Annotated in this window: 22 protein-coding genes; 15 read left to right on the top strand and 7 right to left on the bottom strand. The window is 60.0% G+C overall.

Translation table 11 applies throughout. From position 1 onward, the window contains the following. Window positions 1–174: 174 nt before the first annotated feature. Window positions 175–846, bottom strand: a complete 672-nt coding sequence (locus M1L53_RS26625) for a hypothetical protein (RefSeq protein WP_261949287.1) — start codon at window positions 844–846, stop codon at window positions 175–177. 156 nt (window positions 847–1,002) lie between these two features. On the opposite strand from M1L53_RS26625, the gene M1L53_RS26630 reads away from it, so the two are divergent. Then, window positions 1,003–1,191 (top strand): hypothetical protein, encoded by a 189-nt coding sequence (locus tag M1L53_RS26630; protein WP_197940530.1) that lies wholly within the window; start codon window positions 1,003–1,005, stop codon window positions 1,189–1,191. 157 nt (window positions 1,192–1,348) lie between these two features. Here M1L53_RS26630 and M1L53_RS26635 read toward each other — a convergent pair whose 3' ends face one another. Next, window positions 1,349–1,687: a hypothetical protein gene (locus tag M1L53_RS26635; protein WP_230793579.1), complete on the bottom strand. Its 339-nt coding sequence runs from the start codon at window positions 1,685–1,687 to the stop codon at window positions 1,349–1,351. A 510-nt stretch (window positions 1,688–2,197) separates the two neighbouring features. Between M1L53_RS26635 and M1L53_RS26640 the strand changes: the two genes are divergently transcribed. Next, entirely contained in the window at window positions 2,198–2,362 is a 165-nt protein-coding gene (locus tag M1L53_RS26640) for a hypothetical protein (RefSeq protein WP_230793582.1), read from the top strand. Window positions 2,363–2,474: 112 nt separating this feature from the next. Here the strand turns inward: M1L53_RS26640 and M1L53_RS26645 are convergent, their stop codons facing one another. Continuing rightward, entirely contained in the window at window positions 2,475–3,218 is a 744-nt protein-coding gene (locus M1L53_RS26645) for a hypothetical protein (protein ID WP_230793583.1), read from the bottom strand. Between the two features lie 391 nt (window positions 3,219–3,609). On the opposite strand from M1L53_RS26645, the gene M1L53_RS26650 reads away from it, so the two are divergent. Beyond that, a complete protein-coding gene (locus M1L53_RS26650; RefSeq protein WP_230793585.1) occupies window positions 3,610–4,611 on the top strand; it encodes a type IV toxin-antitoxin system AbiEi family antitoxin domain-containing protein in 1,002 nt (333 codons plus the stop codon). Continuing rightward, complete coding sequence (locus M1L53_RS26655; protein WP_230793586.1) at window positions 4,608–5,510, top strand: nucleotidyl transferase AbiEii/AbiGii toxin family protein; 903 nt, start codon at window positions 4,608–4,610, stop codon at window positions 5,508–5,510. The genes M1L53_RS26650 and M1L53_RS26655 overlap by 4 nt, the downstream gene beginning before the upstream one ends. A 142-nt stretch (window positions 5,511–5,652) precedes the next feature. Here the strand turns inward: M1L53_RS26655 and M1L53_RS26660 are convergent, their stop codons facing one another. Next, window positions 5,653–6,450 (bottom strand): hypothetical protein, encoded by a 798-nt coding sequence (locus tag M1L53_RS26660; RefSeq protein ID WP_230793587.1) that lies wholly within the window; start codon window positions 6,448–6,450, stop codon window positions 5,653–5,655. A gap of 328 nt (window positions 6,451–6,778) precedes the next feature. On the opposite strand from M1L53_RS26660, the gene M1L53_RS26665 reads away from it, so the two are divergent. The 5 genes from M1L53_RS26665 to M1L53_RS26685 all read left to right on the top strand — a co-directional run bounded on the left by M1L53_RS26665 (window position 6,779) and on the right by M1L53_RS26685 (window position 11,306). Beyond that, the gene (locus M1L53_RS26665) at window positions 6,779–8,314 is read left to right on the top strand and encodes a hypothetical protein (RefSeq protein WP_230358848.1); all 1,536 of its coding nucleotides are present in this window, start codon (window positions 6,779–6,781) and stop codon (window positions 8,312–8,314) included. 264 nt (window positions 8,315–8,578) lie between these two features. Next, window positions 8,579–9,673 (top strand): hypothetical protein, encoded by a 1,095-nt coding sequence (locus M1L53_RS26670; RefSeq protein ID WP_230793588.1) that lies wholly within the window; start codon window positions 8,579–8,581, stop codon window positions 9,671–9,673. Window positions 9,674–9,735: 62 nt separating this feature from the next. Further along, on the top strand, window positions 9,736–9,933 hold the full coding sequence (locus M1L53_RS26675; protein ID WP_230793589.1) for a hypothetical protein: 198 nt from the start codon (window positions 9,736–9,738) through the stop codon (window positions 9,931–9,933). A 354-nt stretch (window positions 9,934–10,287) separates the two neighbouring features. Then, a complete protein-coding gene (locus M1L53_RS26680) occupies window positions 10,288–10,950 on the top strand; it encodes a hypothetical protein (RefSeq protein WP_230793590.1) in 663 nt (220 codons plus the stop codon). After that, window positions 10,947–11,306, top strand: coding sequence for a hypothetical protein (locus M1L53_RS26685; RefSeq protein ID WP_261949288.1), 360 nt, complete (start codon window positions 10,947–10,949; stop codon window positions 11,304–11,306). Before M1L53_RS26680 ends, M1L53_RS26685 begins: the two co-directional genes overlap by 4 nt. Window positions 11,307–11,427: 121 nt before the next feature. On the opposite strand, the gene M1L53_RS26690 is transcribed toward M1L53_RS26685, so the two are convergent. Further along, window positions 11,428–11,883, bottom strand: coding sequence for a hypothetical protein (locus M1L53_RS26690; protein WP_230793484.1), 456 nt, complete (start codon window positions 11,881–11,883; stop codon window positions 11,428–11,430). Window positions 11,884–12,111: 228 nt separating this feature from the next. Continuing rightward, a complete protein-coding gene (locus tag M1L53_RS26695; protein WP_230793485.1) occupies window positions 12,112–13,005 on the bottom strand; it encodes a hypothetical protein in 894 nt (297 codons plus the stop codon). 397 nt (window positions 13,006–13,402) lie between these two features. Between M1L53_RS26695 and M1L53_RS26700 the strand changes: the two genes are divergently transcribed. The 6 genes from M1L53_RS26700 (at window position 13,403) to M1L53_RS26725 (ending at window position 18,971) form a co-directional block, all read left to right on the top strand. Continuing rightward, entirely contained in the window at window positions 13,403–13,702 is a 300-nt protein-coding gene (locus M1L53_RS26700) for a hypothetical protein (protein ID WP_230793486.1), read from the top strand. A 692-nt stretch (window positions 13,703–14,394) separates the two neighbouring features. Further along, window positions 14,395–14,922, top strand: coding sequence for a hypothetical protein (locus tag M1L53_RS26705; RefSeq protein ID WP_230793487.1), 528 nt, complete (start codon window positions 14,395–14,397; stop codon window positions 14,920–14,922). Between the two features lie 86 nt (window positions 14,923–15,008). Further along, complete coding sequence (locus M1L53_RS26710) at window positions 15,009–16,289, top strand: zinc-ribbon domain-containing protein (RefSeq protein ID WP_261949289.1); 1,281 nt, start codon at window positions 15,009–15,011, stop codon at window positions 16,287–16,289. Window positions 16,290–16,335: 46 nt separating this feature from the next. Further along, a complete protein-coding gene (locus M1L53_RS26715; RefSeq protein WP_230793489.1) occupies window positions 16,336–16,881 on the top strand; it encodes a hypothetical protein in 546 nt (181 codons plus the stop codon). A gap of 469 nt (window positions 16,882–17,350) precedes the next feature. Then, window positions 17,351–18,259, top strand: coding sequence for a hypothetical protein (locus M1L53_RS26720; RefSeq protein ID WP_230793490.1), 909 nt, complete (start codon window positions 17,351–17,353; stop codon window positions 18,257–18,259). A gap of 49 nt (window positions 18,260–18,308) precedes the next feature. Continuing rightward, the gene (locus tag M1L53_RS26725) at window positions 18,309–18,971 is read left to right on the top strand and encodes a TetR/AcrR family transcriptional regulator (protein ID WP_261949290.1); all 663 of its coding nucleotides are present in this window, start codon (window positions 18,309–18,311) and stop codon (window positions 18,969–18,971) included. Between the two features lie 78 nt (window positions 18,972–19,049). Here the strand turns inward: M1L53_RS26725 and M1L53_RS26730 are convergent, their stop codons facing one another. Continuing rightward, window positions 19,050–19,937, bottom strand: a complete 888-nt coding sequence (locus tag M1L53_RS26730) for a hypothetical protein (protein WP_230793492.1) — start codon at window positions 19,935–19,937, stop codon at window positions 19,050–19,052. Window positions 19,938–19,973 lie beyond the last annotated feature (36 nt).

Raw genomic sequence — 19,973 nt, forward strand, 5'->3', positions numbered from 1 at the left:
GCTCAGCTCGGCGTGTTGAATCAAGGACCGGATCCACCGTTATTCAGACAGTCCCCGGCGATCTCCGGTCGGAGTGTCGCGAGATCGGTTTGTCCGGGAACTACGCGAACTGTCATGTGCGGATCCTTGCGTAGAGGTACGACAGAATTTGGCTTCAGTCAGGGCGGGTGCTGCTTATCTCTTGCAGTTGGAGATGGCCAAATCCGGCTCCAGCCAGTCTGTTTCGGTGTCGATCGCAAGCGGTTCGCCGTAGATGTCGATGTGGCGGAGGTCTTGGTAGAGGTCCCAGCAGAAGTTCGGTTGGTCGTGGTGGGTGAGGTGTTGGTGCGCCGCCCAGGCGATGATGTTGGCCATTTGCGTGCCGGCGGAGGTGTGTGCGGGTGTGGCGGTCTCGAGGATTCGGTTAAGGCCCAATTTTGGGGGTGGGGGGAGTTCTGTTGTGGTGAAGAGGATTCCGAACTTGCAATCGTCTGCGAGTCGAGTGTTGATTTGTCGGAGGAGTGCGGTGTGGAGTGCGTCCTGCTCGGTCCTGTGGGTGTCGGGGGTGGTGCGGGTGTAGACGCTGCCGATGCGGATGTTCTGGTTACTGATGGTGTGGAGTGCGTTTGAGAGTGCACGTTGGCGGCGATGTTTGACGATTGAGCTTTCTGGTTCCACAGATCGAAGGATTTCGGTGTCGACCGGAATTCGATGGCGGTGGGTGACGTGTGCGCGAGTTTCGTCCCAGTCTTGTGTGACATGGGGCCAGTCGTCGGGAGTGGTTTCCAGCCACGCGATTGTGGCGAATCCGCTGGCAGATGTTCCGTGTTGACCAACATGGATCAGGCTGGGCGAGGTGAGCGACATCATTGTTGGCCTTGTCTGTGTAGGGATTTGAGTTTCGACGGTACGCCTATCGATGTGGCATGACAACAAATGTGGCCTAGGGGCATGGCATAGTTGCACGGTTGCAAGCAACCTTGGTTGGCCAACCGAGTGTCCATCGTCGGCTACTATTGCGACATGGATCGTTTGGATCGCGCTGTCTCCGACTTCGATTCCGCGATGGCACGAGCGGAAGAAGCGCGGGCCGAATTGCACGCCGCGATCCTTAATGCCTTGAACGAGGGCGTAATTCAGGCCGAGATCGTCCGCCGAACTGGCTACACGCGCGAAACAATCCGCAGGTTGGCTCGCGCAGCCGGCAAGTGAACGGCTCAGAGCTGCCGGTTCCGGCGTTCTGCTTTACATGTGGCGATACGTGCTGCGTTGGATAGTGGTGTGCGGCACTCGGATTTGGTGAGGCGGACTGGTTATTCGCGTGAGTATCTGAGGCGGATTGCGCGTGAGGTGGATGGGGAGTAACGGGTCATTTCGGCTGCATGGTGGTTCGGTCGAGGTGGGTGAGCATGGTGGTGAGCATTTCGTGTAGTGCGTCGTGTTCGTTGAGTGCTGTTGTCTTGGTGTCGCTGTCGTCGAGTGTGGTGATGAGGTTGCGTCGGGTGTTGATCGAGGTGATGAGTTCTGTGAGGTGGTTGCGGGTGAGTGCGGTGCTGGTGGTGGGGAGCCAGGTTGGTGTGGTTGCGCGGAGTGTTTGTCGGTAGGCGTTGACGATGGGGTCGGCGTTGCCTTTGTTGGTGTAGATGGTGTGTAGGGCTTCGAGGTCGTCGGGGTCGAGGGTGACGATGTGTTCGATTCGTCGTGTCATGGTTGCGTGCCTTTCCGGTGTGTGGGTGTGGGGTAGTTAAGCGGGGTTGGTGGGGTTTTGTCGCAGACCCCCGCACGCGGTCGGGCGTGTCGGGTGTTGGTGTGGGGATAGTTAATGCGGGTGTTGTGGGGGCGGCAAGGACGTTTCGCACGCGGTCGGGCGTGTCGGGTGTTGGTGCGGGGTTAGTGAAGCTGGGTCACCAAGAGAAATAAGATGGCATCTTCTGCGGTTATCAGTATCGTTGCCCACATTGACCGTGGCCTGCGCTTGATCCCAGGTCTGACCACACCCTCGTCGAGGTTCCCGATCCCGCTGGCGGCGGTCTTCGCTCCCACGAGTTCGGGGTTGGCCACCGACCAGTCGCCCGCGAGCTCCCTGACCTGCACACAGACGTCTCCGAGATGCTCGTAACCCTCGGGCAGCTCACTACCGACAGACCAATGGACGACATGACGTTGTTCGTTTCGTATGAATAGACCACCTGCCCGCATAACCAGAAGGGAGCCGGCCATGGCCACCAAGAAGAGGACTGATGCGACCATGCCGGCCTCCCCGGAGCAGTTGCGGGCCCGCCTCGAGTTGCGTCGGTCGTCGGCCGCGTCCAAGCATGTACCCGCCCCTCGCAAGGGCACGCGCCGTAAGCAGCGTGTCCGCGCCATCGCGGCAGGGTGGTAGAGGCGGAAGCCGCCAGTCTCCGGCGACGCAATCGACCACGAATCCGCATCTTTCTCCATGGCTGATGCGGGTTCTTCTTTTTTTGTACGGCCGGCTGTGACCACTGCGGTGGTTACAGTCGGCGAAAACCTTTGGGGAGTTGGATGTCCGGTCGTTCGGTTGGCAGTCCTGCTGCTGCGCGGATGCTTCGGATGTCGTCGACGATTAACGGTGTGGACGGATCCTTCTGGATGACGATCGTTCCGTCCCTGTGCGGCAGAACCTCCACGCTGGGCGGAAGCTGTGTTTCCTCGATCGGCAACTCGGGGCCGAAGTACGTGCAGCTACCGACGATCGCATCACCCGGTACGTTGCGCTGAGGCGATGATTCGGTTCGGCGGTAGAGCACGGTGACGCGAGAGTCCCAGATGTCGGTCAGCCCTTGGACCAGCTTCAACGACAGCGAAATCAGTGATTCGTCGGCAAAGGCACATACGAACTTGCCTGCCCCCGAGGTGCCCCCGAAACCGATAGCGACTCTGACGTCGCCGGCATCTGAATACAGGGTCATCTGCCGCGGAAGCGAGAGCGGGTACACACCGTCGGTGGCGTGGGGGGAGTGCCTGCGCTCGACCAATGCAGCTTCGATCGATTCTTCCGTCGGAGGTACGAGGATCTGACGGATATTCGACCCCAAGGCCTGCTCGACCCCGGCGCCGTCGGGAAGCGGATCCCCGACGGTTTGGTAAAAGTCGACGTCGAAGACCGGATCCAGCTCTCGAAGGAACTGTAGCGACCGCGCTGCCAGCGCTGCAGTGACCGATTCGGCTTCGGGCGGGCGCTTCCGCCCTATGACGTTCACAGTCAATCCAGACATCGGATTGCGGCGTAAAGATGAGGCAGGCACGGTTACTCCCGTTCGAAGACGATCGACCAATCGGGACAGGCTCTGGCGTTATACGGGGTAACGCAGCGCTGTCCGCCCCGTCAGGACGTCGTCGAAGCTGACTTCCAAAGGATGTTCGCTCAACCGAATGAGTGTTCCGGTTGGTAGTTCCTCCAGTGCGGCGGCGGGCAGTTTGCTCTCATCGAGATCGATCCCGGACTGATGTAAGTCTTCCACCCGACTCGGAAATGGTTCGCGCTAGTTGTGCGGTTCGGTACGGGTTCTGGTGATGCGACTATTCTCCACAGCCTGCTGCAAAAGTTACAAATGAGATTGTAACTTTTGCAGATTGGTGGATATTTACGCTGATATAGTGGTGCATATGTCCAGCGATACTCGCATTCTCGACCTTGCTGACCTGTCGTCGGAGCAGTGGGGTCTGTTCACCATGGCTCAAGCAAAGGAGCTGGGGTTCTCTGCGCAGCAGGTCGCGCGCATGGCTAAGGCTGGAACGGTGGAGCGGATCCGCCATGGTGTCTATCGGATCGGTGGGGCGCCAAGTGTTCCGTCCGAGCGGCTGCGGGCTGCGTGGATGATGATCGAGCCCGGTGCCACTACTGGTGAGAGGCTGCGTGAGGGGTCTCCGGCGGTGGTGACGCACAGGTCTGCTGCGTGGCTTCACGGGCTTGGTGATGTCGATGCGGATGTGATGGAGTTCGCGACGTCGAAGCGGCGGCAGTCTCGTCTTTGCGATGTTCGGTATCGCGTTGCGTCCTATGAGCCGGATGAGTGGACACTCGAGGATGGGCTGCCGGTTACAACGGTGCTGATGACGATCGTCGATCTCGCCTCTGGGCTCCTTGATGGGGGGCATCTGGCGGGCATTGTTCGTGACGCTGTTGTCACCAATCGTGTGGATTCGGAGAGTGTGAGTGAGGCGCTGCGGCCGTTTGCGCATATGTACGGGGTTCGTCTGGGGGATGGCGAAGCTCTTCTGAGTCGCTTCCTGGAGGAAGCTGGGATTCCTCAGTCCACGCGTGCGCTGGGGCAGCGTCTGGCTGGCCAAGGGGTGCTTGATCTCCCGAACTCCGCGTTCATGGATATTCCGGCGATGCAAAGTCTTCGAGATACGATGGCGCTGGTCAATTCTCCTGCGATGCAAAGCTTTCGGGATGCGGCAGCGCTACTCAATTCTCCGACCATGCAGAGTGTTCGTGATTCGCTGGCGATGCTCAATTCTCCGACGATGCATGGCTTTCAGGAGTCGATGGTGCAGCTCAATTCTCCTGCGATGCAGAGTCTTCGGGACGCGGCAGCTGCTGTGGATATGCCCGTGGTCGAGGCTGCTCGGAAGATCGCCGACCGCCAGCGACGCGCGCAGTGACGCGAAGTCGAGGAGCTGCGGCGTTCAAGCGGTCGCTGACGGACCGGCTGAAGAAGGAGTCCACACTTCGAGGGCGCCCGTTCGAGCATTTGCGGCGGGAGTTCTATCTGCAGCGCTTCTTGGCGCGGATCTTCTCGCAACCGGAGGGGCGGTGGTTGCTCAAAGGTGGGGCGTCGCTGTTGGTGCGGCTCCCAGATGCGCGGTACAGCCAGGATATCGACCTCCTGCATACTGCGGCGGGCCTCGAGGAGGCAGTCGAAGATCTGCGGGCGGCGGCAGATCTGAGTGAACTTGATCCACTTCGCTTTCTGATTCGCGATGAGCCTGTCGCGATGACTGGTGGTGTCGATGGCGCGAAACTGAAGGTTGAGGTCTATTACGACGCGCTGTATCTCTTCAGTTTTCCGATAGACCTTTCCACTGAGCTTGTTGCGGTCGGTGACGTCGATTATCAGTCCCCGAGACCGATTGTGGCGATGGAGGGTTTGGCTGCGATGCCGGAGTTTGCGTTGTATCCGTTGCCGGCGCAGATCGCTGACAAGGTGTGTGCAATGTATGGGCGGTACGGGCAGGATGGCGGTCCGTCGTCGCGGTATCACGATTTGGTTGATCTGGTATTGATCATTTCTGCGTGGCGTTTCGCGGCTGATGTGTTGGCGCGTGGTCTCTCTCAGGAGTCTGCACGTCGGGGGTTGGTGTTGCCGGCCGCTATGTCGGTGCCTTCGGTGGGGTGGTTTGCCGGTTACGAAGCGATTGCTCGGACGGTCTCGGGGTTGCCTGGTGGGGTGTTGACGCTGGATTCGGCGTTGGTGGTGGCAGGGCGCTGTCTTGATCCGATTTTGTCGAATCAGGTTGTCCTCGGGTTTTGGGACCCGGATGCCGCTGTGTGGGGTGGATGATGAGGCGGACAAGGTCACTGCGCTTCGAATGCGTTGCGATCAACTACGTAAGACCCGGTGTCTGTACCTAACCTGCGGTCACGCTCTCGGATCCCGCTTGTTCGGGGTGCTGGTCCGTTCGATGAGTGCTGCTTGTGGGGCTTTATGCGTGTTGGTTGTCTCCGAGGTCGGGTCGGAGGTGTTGTTGTGCGCGTTCGTTCCAGCTGTTGATCTGCCAGCAGGTTGCGGGGTCTCGGGTGGCGGTGTGGAGTGCTGCGACGATGGCGTCGCCGTCGTCGATGTTTGAGGGTGTTATCCCGAATGCGTGTAGTTGTTCGGTGAGTTCTTCGTTGAGGTGTGGGTCGTGGGCTTCCCACCACAGGAGTGCTTGTGCGCTGGTTTTCAGTGCGGTGATTTCTGATGTTCGGCGGAAAGGTGTTGTCCACGCGGGGTCGGCGTTGGGCCATATGCCGTGTTGGTTGTCTGGCATGTCGAAGCCGATTTGGAGTGTGTGGGGGTCTGCGCCTGGGTTGATGTGGGTGATTGTTACCCACATTCCGTCGGTTCTGTGGAGGTCGCCGAGGGTGCGGGGCATTTGGTCGCCGGGTTGCAGGTCGGCGACTGTGCAGACTGGCCATGTGCGGCCGGCGGCGTCGACGGCGGTGGGTGTGGTGGTTTCGTTTCGGGGGGTGGGGCGGGTTGGCCAGGATTGGCGGCCGCCGAGGCGGCGGTAATGCTGCTGCAGGGCTTGTGCGGAGGTTTTTCCGAGTGCTGTGGCGAGTGTTTCCCAAGTTTCTCCGTGGTTGCGGGCTGTTTCGATCAGTCGGATTTCGTTTGTGTTCAGTGTCTTTCGTTCGTTGGCAAGGTTTTTCAGTCCTTCGATGGATTGGTGTGCGGGGGTGCCTTGGATGGTTGCTTTCGATCGAGCCTGGCGTGGTCGAAGCTTGTCGAGGAAAGTCATGCACTCAATGTAGTCGTTTATTCTCAACATTTGTGTGTATTACGCGTCTCATCTTGAAAATACCAACTTTTTTCTTTGGTTACGTCTGGTTTCAGCCAGGTTCCGACATTTAAATCCCTCCGATGACACTTAATAGTGTTAGATGACATCTATGAGACTAGATGAGTTTCCTGAGCTGCTGACGTCTTCGGACGTGCGGAAAATCCTGGGATTGTCCTCCTCAGAGTTGGCGAACGCGCGGCGTCGAGACCCGAATTTCCCGGCACCCGATCCACGGCATTCCCGGATCCGATCACCACGGTGGACGAAACCCGACTTCGTGCGATGGATGGTCAGCGAAGGAAGGGCGCCGGTCACGGTTCTGCCGGATTTGGATCCGCCTGTCGAGGGCCAGCCCGTTCGATGGCGATATCTGCGTACGGAATTCGTCACCATCGATACCCAGGTGGAGTTTTCGTCGCAGCCTTCGTACAAGGAGCAATATGCGTTGATGAGGTACGCGAGGTTGGGCGATATCGGCGAGCCCCGGATGCTGACCGTGGCGTTTGTCATCGACGAGCCTGACGCAAGCGAGCGCTTCAATTGGGCGTTCACCGGCTCGAGGTTGACGGCCGAGACTGCTGCTGCGCTCGGGTACGGCCCAGGCGGTTACGCGGGTGCGATCGTGTGGATGGCATCGGAGCAGTACGGGTACGAACCATACCTACAGGGGTGCGAAGTGCCAGCGTCGTTCGATGAATCGTTCGTCAGGATGCCCTATGTGAATCCCCGCGATCTCGCCGGCATTCTCGGACATCCCCTCCCTCTGTGGTGGCCAGGGTATGCGAGCACTGCTGCGGTGGCGATGTGGGTTCCGGAGCCGGCGACCGCGCCGACTCCGGTGTTCGCCGGCATTCCGCCAGTCGCGGCCAGTAGGGCGAGGATCCGGCAGCGGTTGCGGTTGGTGGTCGACGAGATTGTCAGTGGTGTTCGTGCAGCACCGCCCGGGGTCGTCGAGCAGTTGGCGGGTTTGGGCAATACCGCTTGGGATCAGGTGATTTCGCGTTATCGCGAACGTGCAGAGTATCCGTGGGTGGATGCGTCGCGTCGAGCGTTGTTGTCGACGGAGGAGGCTGATCCGGTTTTGCCTGCGGTGCCGCCGGCGACGGATATTTTCGAGGGGCTGGCATGGTTGGTCGCGCAGCCTGACATCGACCCGGAGCTGTCACGGTGGTTGACCGATTTCTACGGGTATCCGGAGTCCATCGATGTAGCGGAGGTGAAGCTTACGGAGGTTCCGGTGCGGTTGCGGTCAGCGATCGAATCGAGCCTGCGTCCGATTGAGGACCCGGCGGACACCTGGATGCGTCGTGCGCTCGAACCCTCCGGGGCAGCGCAGGATGTCGGGTGGATCGCTGATGGGGATCATCGTCGCCGTCCGGTTGTCGTCGATGGCGACTGGGTTCGATTCCATATCCCGCGAAGGATGCCCGCAGGGTTTGTTCCCGACACGGTTCATCTGATTGCGGGTGGTGAGCTGAGCCGATTGGTTGTGGCGTTCGGCATCGACCGTCGAGGGATGGTGCTGCCGTTGCCGGTGGCTCAGACGGGTTTGGATCGAGCTGCGCAATGCCTTGCAGCGCTGGCACTGTCGATTGAAGAGCCTGTGCATTTGGGGAACTCACCGAAGTTGCGTGGGGCGCCTGTCGAATTGGAGCGGCTGGTGTGGGCGCTGGAGACTGCGGATCATCTCGAGGTTGGGTGGTCGGTGATCGAGGGAGTGGTCGGTGATCGTCCGGAGGGGATGACCGACAACGACTTACAGGAAGCGAGTGCCGGTAGGCGGTTGTGGAAGAACCGGGAAAGCGCGACGTCTGACGAGTGACCGTGCTCATGGCGCCGTGGTCTCTCACCATCTGTGTAGTGCGGGCATGATGTGGGGGAGGTCTTTGGGGCAGGAAAGGCTGGTTCGCGGCGTTTGATTCTTCTGGCGGCGTGGGCGGATCTGGATTTTCGGGAAGAATCAACGACGGGGGTTGTGATGGGTAAGGCGAAGAGCAAACGGAAAGCTGTTGTGCGGCAGGCCCCTGCGAGGCATTCGCCTGGCGATGATCTCCGGCATGGACTTGCAGTTCGGCAGCGAGCGGATATGGCGTTGTCGACTGGTGAGTTGAAGCCGTCGCAGATGCCGTTGTTGTTGGATGCGTTCGACGAGGCTTCGACACCTGTCGTGCAGTATCTGGAGCCGTGGGGTCTCGTGGTGTGGGAGTTGCGGAGTTTCCACGCATCGGGAGTTGTCGGGCCGACGTTGAAGTGGTGGACCGATCTACACGGTCAACCAGCCGCGGTGTTGGCCGCGGATCCCGAGCGGTACTTCATGTTGGGTGGAACTCAGAAGTCGTACTACGGAGCGGCCGATGAGGAAGACATGCTTGTCATGTACTGCGGATATCGGTGCACCAGCCGAGCGACCTTGGATCGGCACGCCTATTTCGCGTCCGAGGAAATGACGGCACTGATTTTGGCGGGAAGCGAAGGTTCGGCGGATGTCGGTGTGACACTCGCTGATCTGCCCTCGCCATCTGGCGTCGCCTATCTGACGCAAGATGAGGGCGGGTTGGTGTTGCTGTGGAACACCATCGATGATCTGCTTTCGGTTCAATTGGTGCCGACCACGGGCGCTCGGGATTTCATCGTCAACCAGGGGGAGAAGAAGGTTGGGTGGGGGTACAGGTTTGGCGAGCACAAGTACTTGCCGATGCCGTTTGCCGAGGCGGAATTGAGTGCGCCGGAGAGTGATTCCCCGCCAACACTTCAGAATGTCGGCGGGTACACCCCGGGGATGCCTGACGATGCGCCGGATTGGTCCCGCAAGGGTATTTATCAGGGGTGGACGTCCGAGCAGATCTTGGCGGTTTTCCTTTCGTTCACGCACATGCTTCGGCAGAGCGCGTTGGTGGAGTCGTCGACAATTCGGACTGCGAAGTCGTCGTTGAGTGGGAGACGTCGCAAGCCGGGGGTGGTGACGTATTTGTCGTACCGTTCTCGTGGTGGATCTCGTCCGGCAGTGGGCGAGGACGGGTCTCCGTCGCGGGTGTACTCGCACAGGTGGACGGTTCGAGGTCATTGGAAGCGGCAGTGGTATCCGAGTGAGCAGCGGCATCACCCGATTTGGATTTCGACGTACATCGCGGGGCCGGACGGTGCGCCGATCAAAACGTCGGACAAGGTGACTCTGCTTTGAGCGGGGGATGCTGCTGCCGCCGTCGCCTTGATCCGGCCGGGTGGAAACAGGAGGTGTTTGTGATGGTTTTCGAACGCGTTGTGTTGAGTGCAGGGTTCATTGCGTTGGTGATCGGCGGGTTGACCGTCCTCTCAGGCTTCTTTGAGCTGTCTTGGTGGATGAGTGTTCCGATCATCGTCGGAGGGGGTGTCGCGGCAGCGTTCGCGATAACTGGGTTCTGGGAGTTCGTCGACCGAACACCGCGGCGGCAAGACAAATGACCGGGCGGGGTGCTGGTGTCGTGTTGAGGCGGGTGAGTGGTTTTCTTCGAGTCAGGGATGTCATGTGCCGGTGAGACTATGTATGGGATATGTCGTCGACTTGGGAGAGCTAGTTCAATCAACACACGGGGATCGGGTGCAATGACGGAAACTCTGGATATAGCGTCACAAATTATCTGCGAGCGGTTGGCGTTCACCTCGTCGTCACTTCCTCCTCTCAGGGAGGACTGGCGACAGCAGCTTTCATGGTCGGTGGATCGGGCATGTCCGATGCCGAGGAAGCCATCGAATTGGGGCAAGTTGCTCAGGCGAAGTTGGTCCAAGTACCCGGCGTCGGATCAAGGACGACGAATCATGTTGCTGCAAGAACGCTTCGGCTACTACGACCCAACTTTCGAGCTGGCGCGCATCGCAGTCGAGCAACATCACGGTGTCCTGTGGTGGAAGAACGACGCCGACCAATTGCGTGCGCAGCTGGTGACTCCAGAGTTTCACGGATCCTGGTTGGCGGGAGCTATTTTGGTGGCAGCGGACGCCGCCGACGTGGGGACGAAACCAGGGCGGCGGTACCTGGCTGGTGATAGGGAGCCGAGGTGTTCGGAAGACCGTGCGTGGCTTGGACTTTTCGACGATGTTGTTGCTATGCAAAGGTTCAGACTTGAGCGGGAATCTGGGCTGGCTGTGACATGGATCCAGGATTTTGTGCCAGCTGGGCAATTGGAGGCTGCCGGGCTTTCTGGTGATGAAGCGAACCTGTTCGCGGCCGGTGTCGCGTTGATTCGGCAGGCGCAGATACGGTGCAATGCAGACTCGGTCGGCAACGATGGCATTCTCTGGGGCGCTATTCTGATCTGCGGCGCGATGCAGGATTTCCTGATTGGAAATGGGCACGGTACGTCGACGATGTGGAGATTCTGTGGGGCGTTCCGGCGCCCGACTATCACTGGGAGAAGGCGGCCGGGTTCGAGGATTGGCTCCGTGATCATCCAGGCAAGGATGCGTGGGTCCCACGCGTGAGAGCAGCGTTCGACCGGAAGGCAAGATTCAACAATCGCACATTCGGGGAGAGGGAGTCGATCTCCCGCGAACCGGGATTCGCTTTGATTGCAGCACTTTCCAGCTTCGACACTTCACAAGGTAACGGCGAGTGGAGGCGGGCGAACGGAGATCAAATCGACAGGCTCTGCGACAGCGTGATCACGCTGAACGAACAGATGAGCGCCGAATGGTGGAGTCAATGGACGTCGGCAAATACCACGCCCGATCCGCCGGAACAAGCATGGACGGCTGCGGTGATTTCGTTGGCGACGTTGTTCGCACGAGCCGAGACTGTATCGGATCCGTCTAGCGTGATCCAGCTTGGAGACAGTTGAGGTGCAGTGATGGATTTTGAACGCTTCGTGTTGTGCGCCGGACTCTTTACGACACTGTTGATTGGTTTGAGTGTTCTCACCTACTTCCTAAGTTGGTACGAGACCAATTTGAGTGTGTGGCTCAATGGTCCAGCAGTTCGAGATACTCGGTGAGCTTTCCGATCGGGGCGACAACCTCGCCGTGCAGCATCCACGTTGCCTCACCGTTGACTATTCCGGGATCCAGGTGTCCGCCGCTGGGCAGAGTCGGCCATTGCAGCCATTCATTGTAGTCCTGGAAGTTGTGCGCGATCTCGATGGTTGCGGCCAAAGTATCGAGGCCACTGGAGATCCCGAACCCGCTACCGTCCTGATTGTTCACTCCCAAACTGAGAACGAGCCCAGGAACTGGGAACACGTCTCGTCGAATGTCGACGCGCCACACCCCCGGATCGAACTCCCGCATTCCATCGAAGCGGAGGGTGTCGCGCGAGATCCGGGCGATCACGGTCAGGAGTACCTCTTGGAGTTCCGGTGACGGCTCGAATGTGAATCTGACATCCCACCTGGCACCGAAGTCGGAACCGAACACATACATTCTCCGAATGCTATTCGACAGCCGTTCCTATTTCGCCTGTGAGTGACCACATTCTCCCGCGGCCAAAGCCTAGCTATCGCGCATGCGCTGTTGAGCGCCGGCGGACACGGAAAAAAATTGTCCGTTTCGTTCGATGGTCAAAACGCACACCCAAACCCGCAGGAAGGCGCTGAGCGCGTTTGGGTGTGATTCGCTTCCTAGCCTTGGGCCGAGCGGTTTCGACACCTGTCAACGCGGCGGGTTTCCTCTCTCGTCGCATACAACTTCCGTCCCGAACAGTGAATACGATGCGGCTGATGCTTCGTAGAGCCGATAGACGAATCCCGCAGCAAACTGGGCGGGTTTGCGAATAATCGGACTACAGCCGGGTGGAAGGAAGCGGCCGAACGTCATCTGATTGAGGCTGGGGATCTCGAACTCCAGTTGGAAGCATCGCTTTTTGAGGATCCGCTGAAAGGTGAACCGGACGATTCCGCCGCGGAGCCATTCGAGGGCGAGGGGCCGAATGTCGCTTCTGATCGCGGACCTGCGAGACAAGGCACCGAGGGTGGCAGCGAATGCCTCGCCGAGACCCGAACTTTCGGGTGGCGCGGTGACACGAAGAGTCCAGTATCTTCCTCGCCGGTCCATGTACGGCTGATAGAAATCGCGGTTCAGGGAGTGATACACCGGTGTCAGAGGGCCGAGAATCTTATCCGCACGGTACGCAGTGAAGTCCCGAAACATGTTGGAGTACTTGCGCCAATCGAAATCCGGTGGGGCTTCGGTCATCGTTCCAGAACCTGAGAAGAATGCGGCGACACGGTATCTCGACGATGTCTTTTCGAGATCCGGTACGTAGATGTAGACAGGTCCCAGGTTTATCGGTGCGGCGTGCCGCACGACGTCGATAGCGGTCGAGGGTTGCAGAACGGAATCCGTGACGGCGAAGCTGAGCATTTTGTTTCCGGTGTCAGGGATGAATGTTCCGTCATCGTCGACGCAGTGTCGGTTGACGGTGATCCGGACCGGGGTGCCGCCGATTTCTGCCCGATACCCGGGCTGGGGGATTCTGCTTCCGCGCAGAATTGCTTGGATGTCGATGCCGTCGGCGCCGAGGGGCACTGGTTCGGGCTCACGCATGTGCGTACGCTCCTGATGACTCCGTCCAGAGGCGAAGAGATGAACTTTACAGCGTCCGGGTGGGACGTCAAGTGGGACGCTGTATATCGCGGCAACTTGACCCCGCAGGCCAGGCAATGGTCACCGCCCGATACCGCGGTGGAAAGAGATCACGGTTCGAGCGGCGGGACTGTTGAGGAATCGTCAGATCGGCAGTGCCGACGAAGATTAGCCGTCGTGGCCAGGATTGGAACGAGCGCGCACCGGGTATGGTTCCGCTCGCAGCCTGTGGGGTGGGCGTAGAACAATCCTGTCGGTCCACCGTCGACGTCTTGCTCTCATTCCGCAGGTCTGCATCTTCCCTGCGACAAACTTGCTGGCCGAGTGTGTTGAGTAGGTACAGGAAAGTGACGGTCCGATGTCCATTATGGTGACTGCAGTCGTTGTGGCGGGTTTCTTCGTGGTGTTCGGCCACTTCGCCGGTGTTCCCCGAACTCAAACAGTTGCCACCGTCGTGGTGATTCTGCTGGCTGCGGTGCCGACACTCTGGATCGACGAGACCACCTCGTTTGCAGCCGCATTCGGCATTTTTGTTTCCACGGCTGTTTTCGTGTCCCTTGTTCTGGGTGGGGTGTGGTTTCTTGCGAGGTACGTGCGCGGTCGCCGCGACTCGCGTTTGTCCAATGCGGGCGGCGAACTGGGCGGAGCGGGTAGCTGAGGCGTTCGTCGTCGTTCGACTACAGCCTCTATTGAACAACGCAGACCCGACAACCCGCACGGGTCTTCCGGTCTTGACCTTCGTCAGCGATCGTAGGGGCGAATTTCGTTATCCGGTGAGCTGTCACTCGCCTCTTGCATCGCGATAGCTGCGGCTGCGAGGGCTGACAGGTTCGCCATCGGTTTCTCGAGGGCATCAATCCACTCTTGGCCACCGGTGATCATCGTCTGCGCGGATTCCCAATGCCTCCCGTCCGCAAGAATCTGCAACACCTCGGTTCTTCGGTTCTTCCTCGGGGCGGCATATCCTCGACGTCGAGCATGCCGACGTTGCCCTCGTTGAGAGTAACGACAAGCTCGTGAGTTTCGAGGTCCGAGATCATCGGAATCAGCGCCTCCAAAGCGAGGGCACAGACTGACGAACGGGCGGTCCAACGTGCTCCCGACGGGAAGAAGATCGTCCCAGCCATGGCAGCCCTCATTCCGATAGTCGACGCTGTAGTGGGGTCGGCGCCTCGCTTTCCCCATTGAACAACAAGGGTCTGACCACGGCGGCCCGCGACATGTGATGATCTGAGCTGACACAGCACCATGGGGCGCGTAGAGATCCGGCGATAGTCACCGAATGGCGTGTGTTGATGCGAAAACCGATGAGTGCGGACAGATTTCGTACCAGGATGAGGGGGCAACTGAATGCAGATATACACCAAGTACGCGAGTCTTCGAGTGGAGGATCTGCCATATCCCGAGGGGTTGGGAAAGGAGGAGCACAAGGGGATCCAGGCTGCGGTGAAGAACCTTTTGGGGGCAGACGCACTAGATCCCGAGGTTCACGAGGCTCACTTCTGGGCCGGGCCGTATCAGGCTGCCGTAGCGGAGCACCTCGCTCCGTACTTTGCCAAAGACGGAGACCTCGTGGACATCGCACGCCGAGGACTGGAAATTGCAGAGGCCAACCCGGCATTCGGTGTGGCAATACCAGGCGGCGAGACACATATTGGGATTTTCGCGGCGAACCTGCCGCCCCAACCTGGTTACTCCAGCAACAAGTCTGAGTGGCAAGAACACAAGTGGGCTCGGCACCCCCCAAGGCTGTTTTTCAAGGACGGGCACCTTACGATCCAGGACGGTCGCCACCGCCTGAGCTACCTACGGTCGATGGTTCAGAAGAGTGACCCAGACTTTCCAGTGCTGGTGCGAATCCAGTGGGAAGGTCCGTGAGTCAGTTCAGGCGAATCGCGTAGTCGGTATGCGTGCGCGGGTGCGTTGACACACGATGGCAGAGAGAAAGGCGTCGAAGGGGGAGTATGCGCATCAAAGATGATCATCCGGAGCTGTTTCGGCAGTTGCATCCGACACGGAACGTGGGGCTTGATCCTGGATCGGTGACGAATTCGTCGCACCGGATGTTGTGGTGGTTGTGCCCGGCCGGCCATGAATGGTTGGAGTCAGCGTTTCAGCGGACCTCGCACATGGGGTGGAAGAACGGTGACCGCTATGCCTGTCTGTATTGCGTTGCTCCTGGGTGTGTGGTGAACAGTTGTGGTCATCGGAAGTTTCGGGGTGGTAAGAACGCGATCTTCCGTGTGCTTGCGCATCCTTGTGAGAAGTGTGAGATCACCGAGCACGCACGTCTGATTCTCGATGCGCAGGCTGAGGCTGGGCCTGCCGCGGTGAGAGTTCTCGAGGACAGTCCGTTGTATGCGTTGTTCTGCAGTCGGGGATCAGAGGTGGTGCAGTGGTGGGAGCAGTTGTTTCCGCTGTTCGAAGCCTATTTCGTTCGGATGGTCAGCTTGTACATCGCTGTGGATTCGGTGCAGGGTCGTCGTGCCTTGAGTTGGCCGCAGCCCGCTGTGCTTGGCGGGTGCATGCTTCGCATTCTGGAGGTGTTGCCGACGAGTTGTCAGACCGAAATGCAGTCGGTCGTGCCAGCGGAATCGGGGCATTTCGGGCGTGCGGGTCGTACGACCCTGCCTGAAGTGCACCAGCGTTTCGAACTCGGGTGGGCGTTGAAGAATGCGGGGTTCGATATCCGCGACGAGGCGTTGGACGTCGATGTTGATCTGCGTGTGCTTTTTCTCGAGCAGCAACGTTTTTCGTCGACGGGGGAGCAGTCGCCGGTGGATTACTCGGATCGGCATTATCCGGCGTTCGATGCTGCGTCGTTCGATCGTGAGAAGGCATCTGCAGCGGTGCTGCACAATTTTCGGCCGATGGAGTTTCCGCAACGTATTACGGCTGTGCGGGTGACGCTCGCGGAATCGGCGTCTGCGGACATCGACGACCCGCTCGGGCGAGTACATGTCGGGTATGCGCCGGACCTGGCGCCGGAGGAGTTGTGGGAGCGGGCGCGTGGGGTGTGGAAGGTGCGTGCTGATCACGTTGTGGCGTCGTCGATTGTCCTGGTTGTTTTCGACCGGCGGGTGGTGTTGGTCGCGTCGATCTCGGGTCTGTCCGTTCATCGTGACGGGCTGGCGATTGTCGGAACACCGCTGGTTGGTCACCCGTTGATTGGCCGACCCGATCCGTTGCATACGCCGAATCCGTTGGCCCACGGATCTTTCGATCAAGGGGAGGTAGCGCGATGAGGAGCGATACTCCGCGTCATCTGTACGAGGTCGGGTCGGCGCTGTGATGTCGGAGGCACGTAAGACCAGCGATGTGGGGTCGATGTTGCAGTTTCTGCTCGCGACCCAGCCTGTCGGTGAGGTGCAGGTCGTTGACGGTTGCCGGGAGATGCGCCGGCATGTGCGATCGGATCCGTTGCCGGTGGCCGGTACCGGCGGGGCGGTGTGGGCGCAGTCGGTGGCAGCGGTGATGGAGAAACCGCAGCGCGCGAGATCCGGCCTGAAGTCGTCACCGCGTGGACCGAAGTCTCCGGTGCAGTCGTGGACGGCTGTTCTCAACGTGGGTGCGGAGGCTCTCGCGGGAGTGAACGGTGACGTGTCGGTGATCTCGAGTGGCGTCATGGGCCGTCTCGGTATCGACTCCGACGATGGCTCGTGGAGATGGATTGCGTTGTCATGTCCGGCTATTGGCGGGTTTTTGCGTCGTGTGCAGTTGGCTGCGACGCCGCTCGACAACGGTGACCCCACCTGGAGTCTGCTCGGCCATGATCGATGGGCGCCGCGTGTAGTGGCGAGAGTTGCTGCGGATGCAGAACGTGGGTTTCTGCTCTGACACACGAAGCGGCGGGCGACGGCTGAACCACGGTATTTCGCCACATTCATGCTCCGTTCTGCGTCTATGCCGTCGAGGGGCGCATCTTTTCCGTTTTGGGGCCCGATTGTGTCGGGGTGCCGCGGCCCGCGGGGGTTTGGGTGTGCGGAGATGTAATGGGTGCGGGGTAGAACGGACCTATGGATTCTGTGGAGTGCGCTGATATTCAGCAGCAGGTCAAGGTGACTGTGCCTCAGCCGCCGTGGGCGGCAGTCGCAGCTTTGTGGCGCTGAGAGTTCAGTAAGTACGAAAGCTGTTGTGCCGGAATGTTGATCATTCTGCTCAATGGTTCAGGCCACCGAATCGAGAGGTCAGTGTCGATCCGGCGGCCCGAGGCTCGCCGATGAGGGTCGGCGGGCAATTGCGATGTTATCGACATAGGCCGGCGGGTGGGTAGTGCCATCGGCTGGATGAGCGCACAGGAGGGGTCATGGCATCACCGGAGAAAAGGCTCGAGGAGCTGAAGGCGCGACCGGCTGGGCAGGTCGTGCTAGCTCGTCCGGGCAGTTGGTACCGATGGATTTACGTGGCCACTGCCCTCGGGACTATCGCCCTCGTCATCGGGACGGTCCTGGTGGCGCTCGGAATTCTGGCGCTCCCTCTCGGTTTTCTGGCAGCGGGCACGAACCCGTTCGAACTTCTCTTCCCGGCGGTGGAGGAGGCGAACAACGAACCCACCAACTTGCTGGTGCAGGCAGGTGGGTGGGCGGTGTTCGGGGGGCTCGGCCTTTCGCTCGCTGGTTACGGACTCGGCGGCGCGGCCAAGGTGAAGACTGCAGGCCCCGACATCGTGACCGCCGGCGAGATCGTCAACGCTCCCACACGGCTGGCGAGGCCCCTGGTGCGGGCACTCGACGCCGCGGAGACGATCAGGCGCTCTGCTGCAGTCCGGGAAGGGTGGCTCACCGGTATCGACGTCGACGCGGCCCTGTGGAACCTCGCGCAGCAGTTCAAAGCCGGAGTGCACCTCGATGGAGAACTGCGCGCCGTGTACGAGCAGGTGGCCGGGGCGTCGGTACCCGACTTCCGGGAGCAGATCGACGCGGCCGAAGCTGCTCTTCTCTCGTGCACCGAACGTGTGAAGGCCGGAACGCAACGACTGGTCGACATCGCTGACCGCGTCGACAGTTTCGACCGCGAGCTTGCCGAACCCGCACGTCGAGCCGAGCTGACGAAGGAACGCGAACGCCGTACGCGCCGTACCCGTGAGCAGGTCGCGAAACTCTCCGCCGCACGGACCGCAGTCGAGAACATCGAACCGGTCCTCGACAATGTTGTCGACATTGCCGCCGGGCAACTTGACGCGTACGGAGAGCTACCGAAGATCGAAAAGATATGAAAGGCAGAGGCATTGGAGATGGCAAATGCGACAGAAAGCGACTGTGACCATGCGCGATCATAACGAGTCTGATTCGGAGATCGACCACGGCAAAACTGGTCGTCCACCGATGCAACCGCGCGCGAAAGCCACCCGCGAAGCGATCCTCGAAGCGTCCGCAACCCTGTTCGGCAAAACGGGGTACGCGGGGACCTCCATCGACGACATCGTCACACTCGCCCCGGTCACCAAAGGCGCGATGTACTTCCACTTTTCGAAGAAGGAATCCATCGCAAGAGAGATGTTCCGCCGTTGGTCTGACGCAGTCACCGAGACGGTCGGGAAAGCGATCGCAACCGGTCAACCCGCAGACCGGCAAGTACTGCTGATTTACCGCGAACTCGCCCGCCGCACCCAAAACGAGGCGATCATCCGCGCCGGCCTCGTCCTGAGCGTCGACCAGTCACTCAACGACGCGTATGCCACCTACGAAGCATGGACAGAAGTCCTGACGCCGATCGTCATCGACGCGATCCGTTCAGGCTCCCTCGACTGCGCCGAAAGCATGTCCAGGCTCGCAGACACGCTCTGCGCCGGTTTTGTCGGCGCGGTGAAAGTTGCGGCGAGTTTGGGTGAGAACGGCACCATCATCAGGCGTGTCGATGATCTGCTGATGATGTGGCGCGGAACCGATCCGGCGGCCGTCCGGATGTTCGCAGGAGCGATCCTGTGAACACGGCCGAACGAATCTAGGGCCGCACCCAGACGCGTATGCCGGAATCATCCATCGAAAATTGTTCGCTTGGTGATGTCACTGTCCGCCGCCGCTGCTCGGTATCTGGGCTGTGATCGAACGGGGCGTCAGCCGCTTCTGGTCGGTGCCGTCAGGGTTCATGGATGCAAGCTCGGTGCGTTCAGCCGTGGAAATATCGACAACCACATCCCCCGACAGCGTCGTTGCTCTGTTGTAGAGGATGCGTGAACCGTCCGGTGTGAACTTCGGATGCACGGCGTACGTGTCGGTCAGTGGCGTGATCTCTCCACCACCGGCAGGCATCGAGTAGATCTCCGATCCGTTGTTTCCGCCGCGATTGCTCGAGAAGACCAGAGTGGAACCGTCGGGCGAGTAGGCGGGGTCCGCGTTCCAAAATTGGTCCCGCAGAACAACCTTTGTTTCTCCACCCGTCACCGGTGTCTCGACTATGTAGCCGCCGACTCTGAAGACCACCCGCGAGCCGTCCGGTGAGAACGTGGCATCGGATCCGCCCTCTTCCTCGGCGACAACGCGCACGTCGGAGCCGTCGGTGTTCATGATGCTGATGCCGCTGCCGGTGCTGAACGCGATGTGGGACCCGTCGGGGGAGAAGGCAGGTTGGTGGCCACCTTCGCGAATAGTGCGCGATTCACCGGAATCGAGGTCCACGAGTTCGATGTTTCTTCCTCCGCGGGTGTAGGCCAGCTGGGTTCCGTCTGGTGATAGTGCGGCGAAATTGCCGTATCGGCTGTCTGTGCTGTCGTCACCGACCGTTGGGGAGATCTGTCGCACACCGCTGCCGTCGATGTTCGCCACGAATATCTGGCCCCAGCCGTCGTCAAAAGAGATGATCGCCGGTGCTGGAGTTGGCGGCGGTTCGTTGGCGCAACCTGCAAGAACGATGGAAGATGCGACGAAGACGGGCAACAGCCGGGAGAAACGCATCAACTGATCATGCACGAATCACGGCGTCGTCGTCGC

This window comes from Rhodococcus sp. T9N (assembly GCF_024436645.1).
Lineage (GTDB): Bacteria > Actinomycetota > Actinomycetes > Mycobacteriales > Mycobacteriaceae > Rhodococcus_F > Rhodococcus_F qingshengii.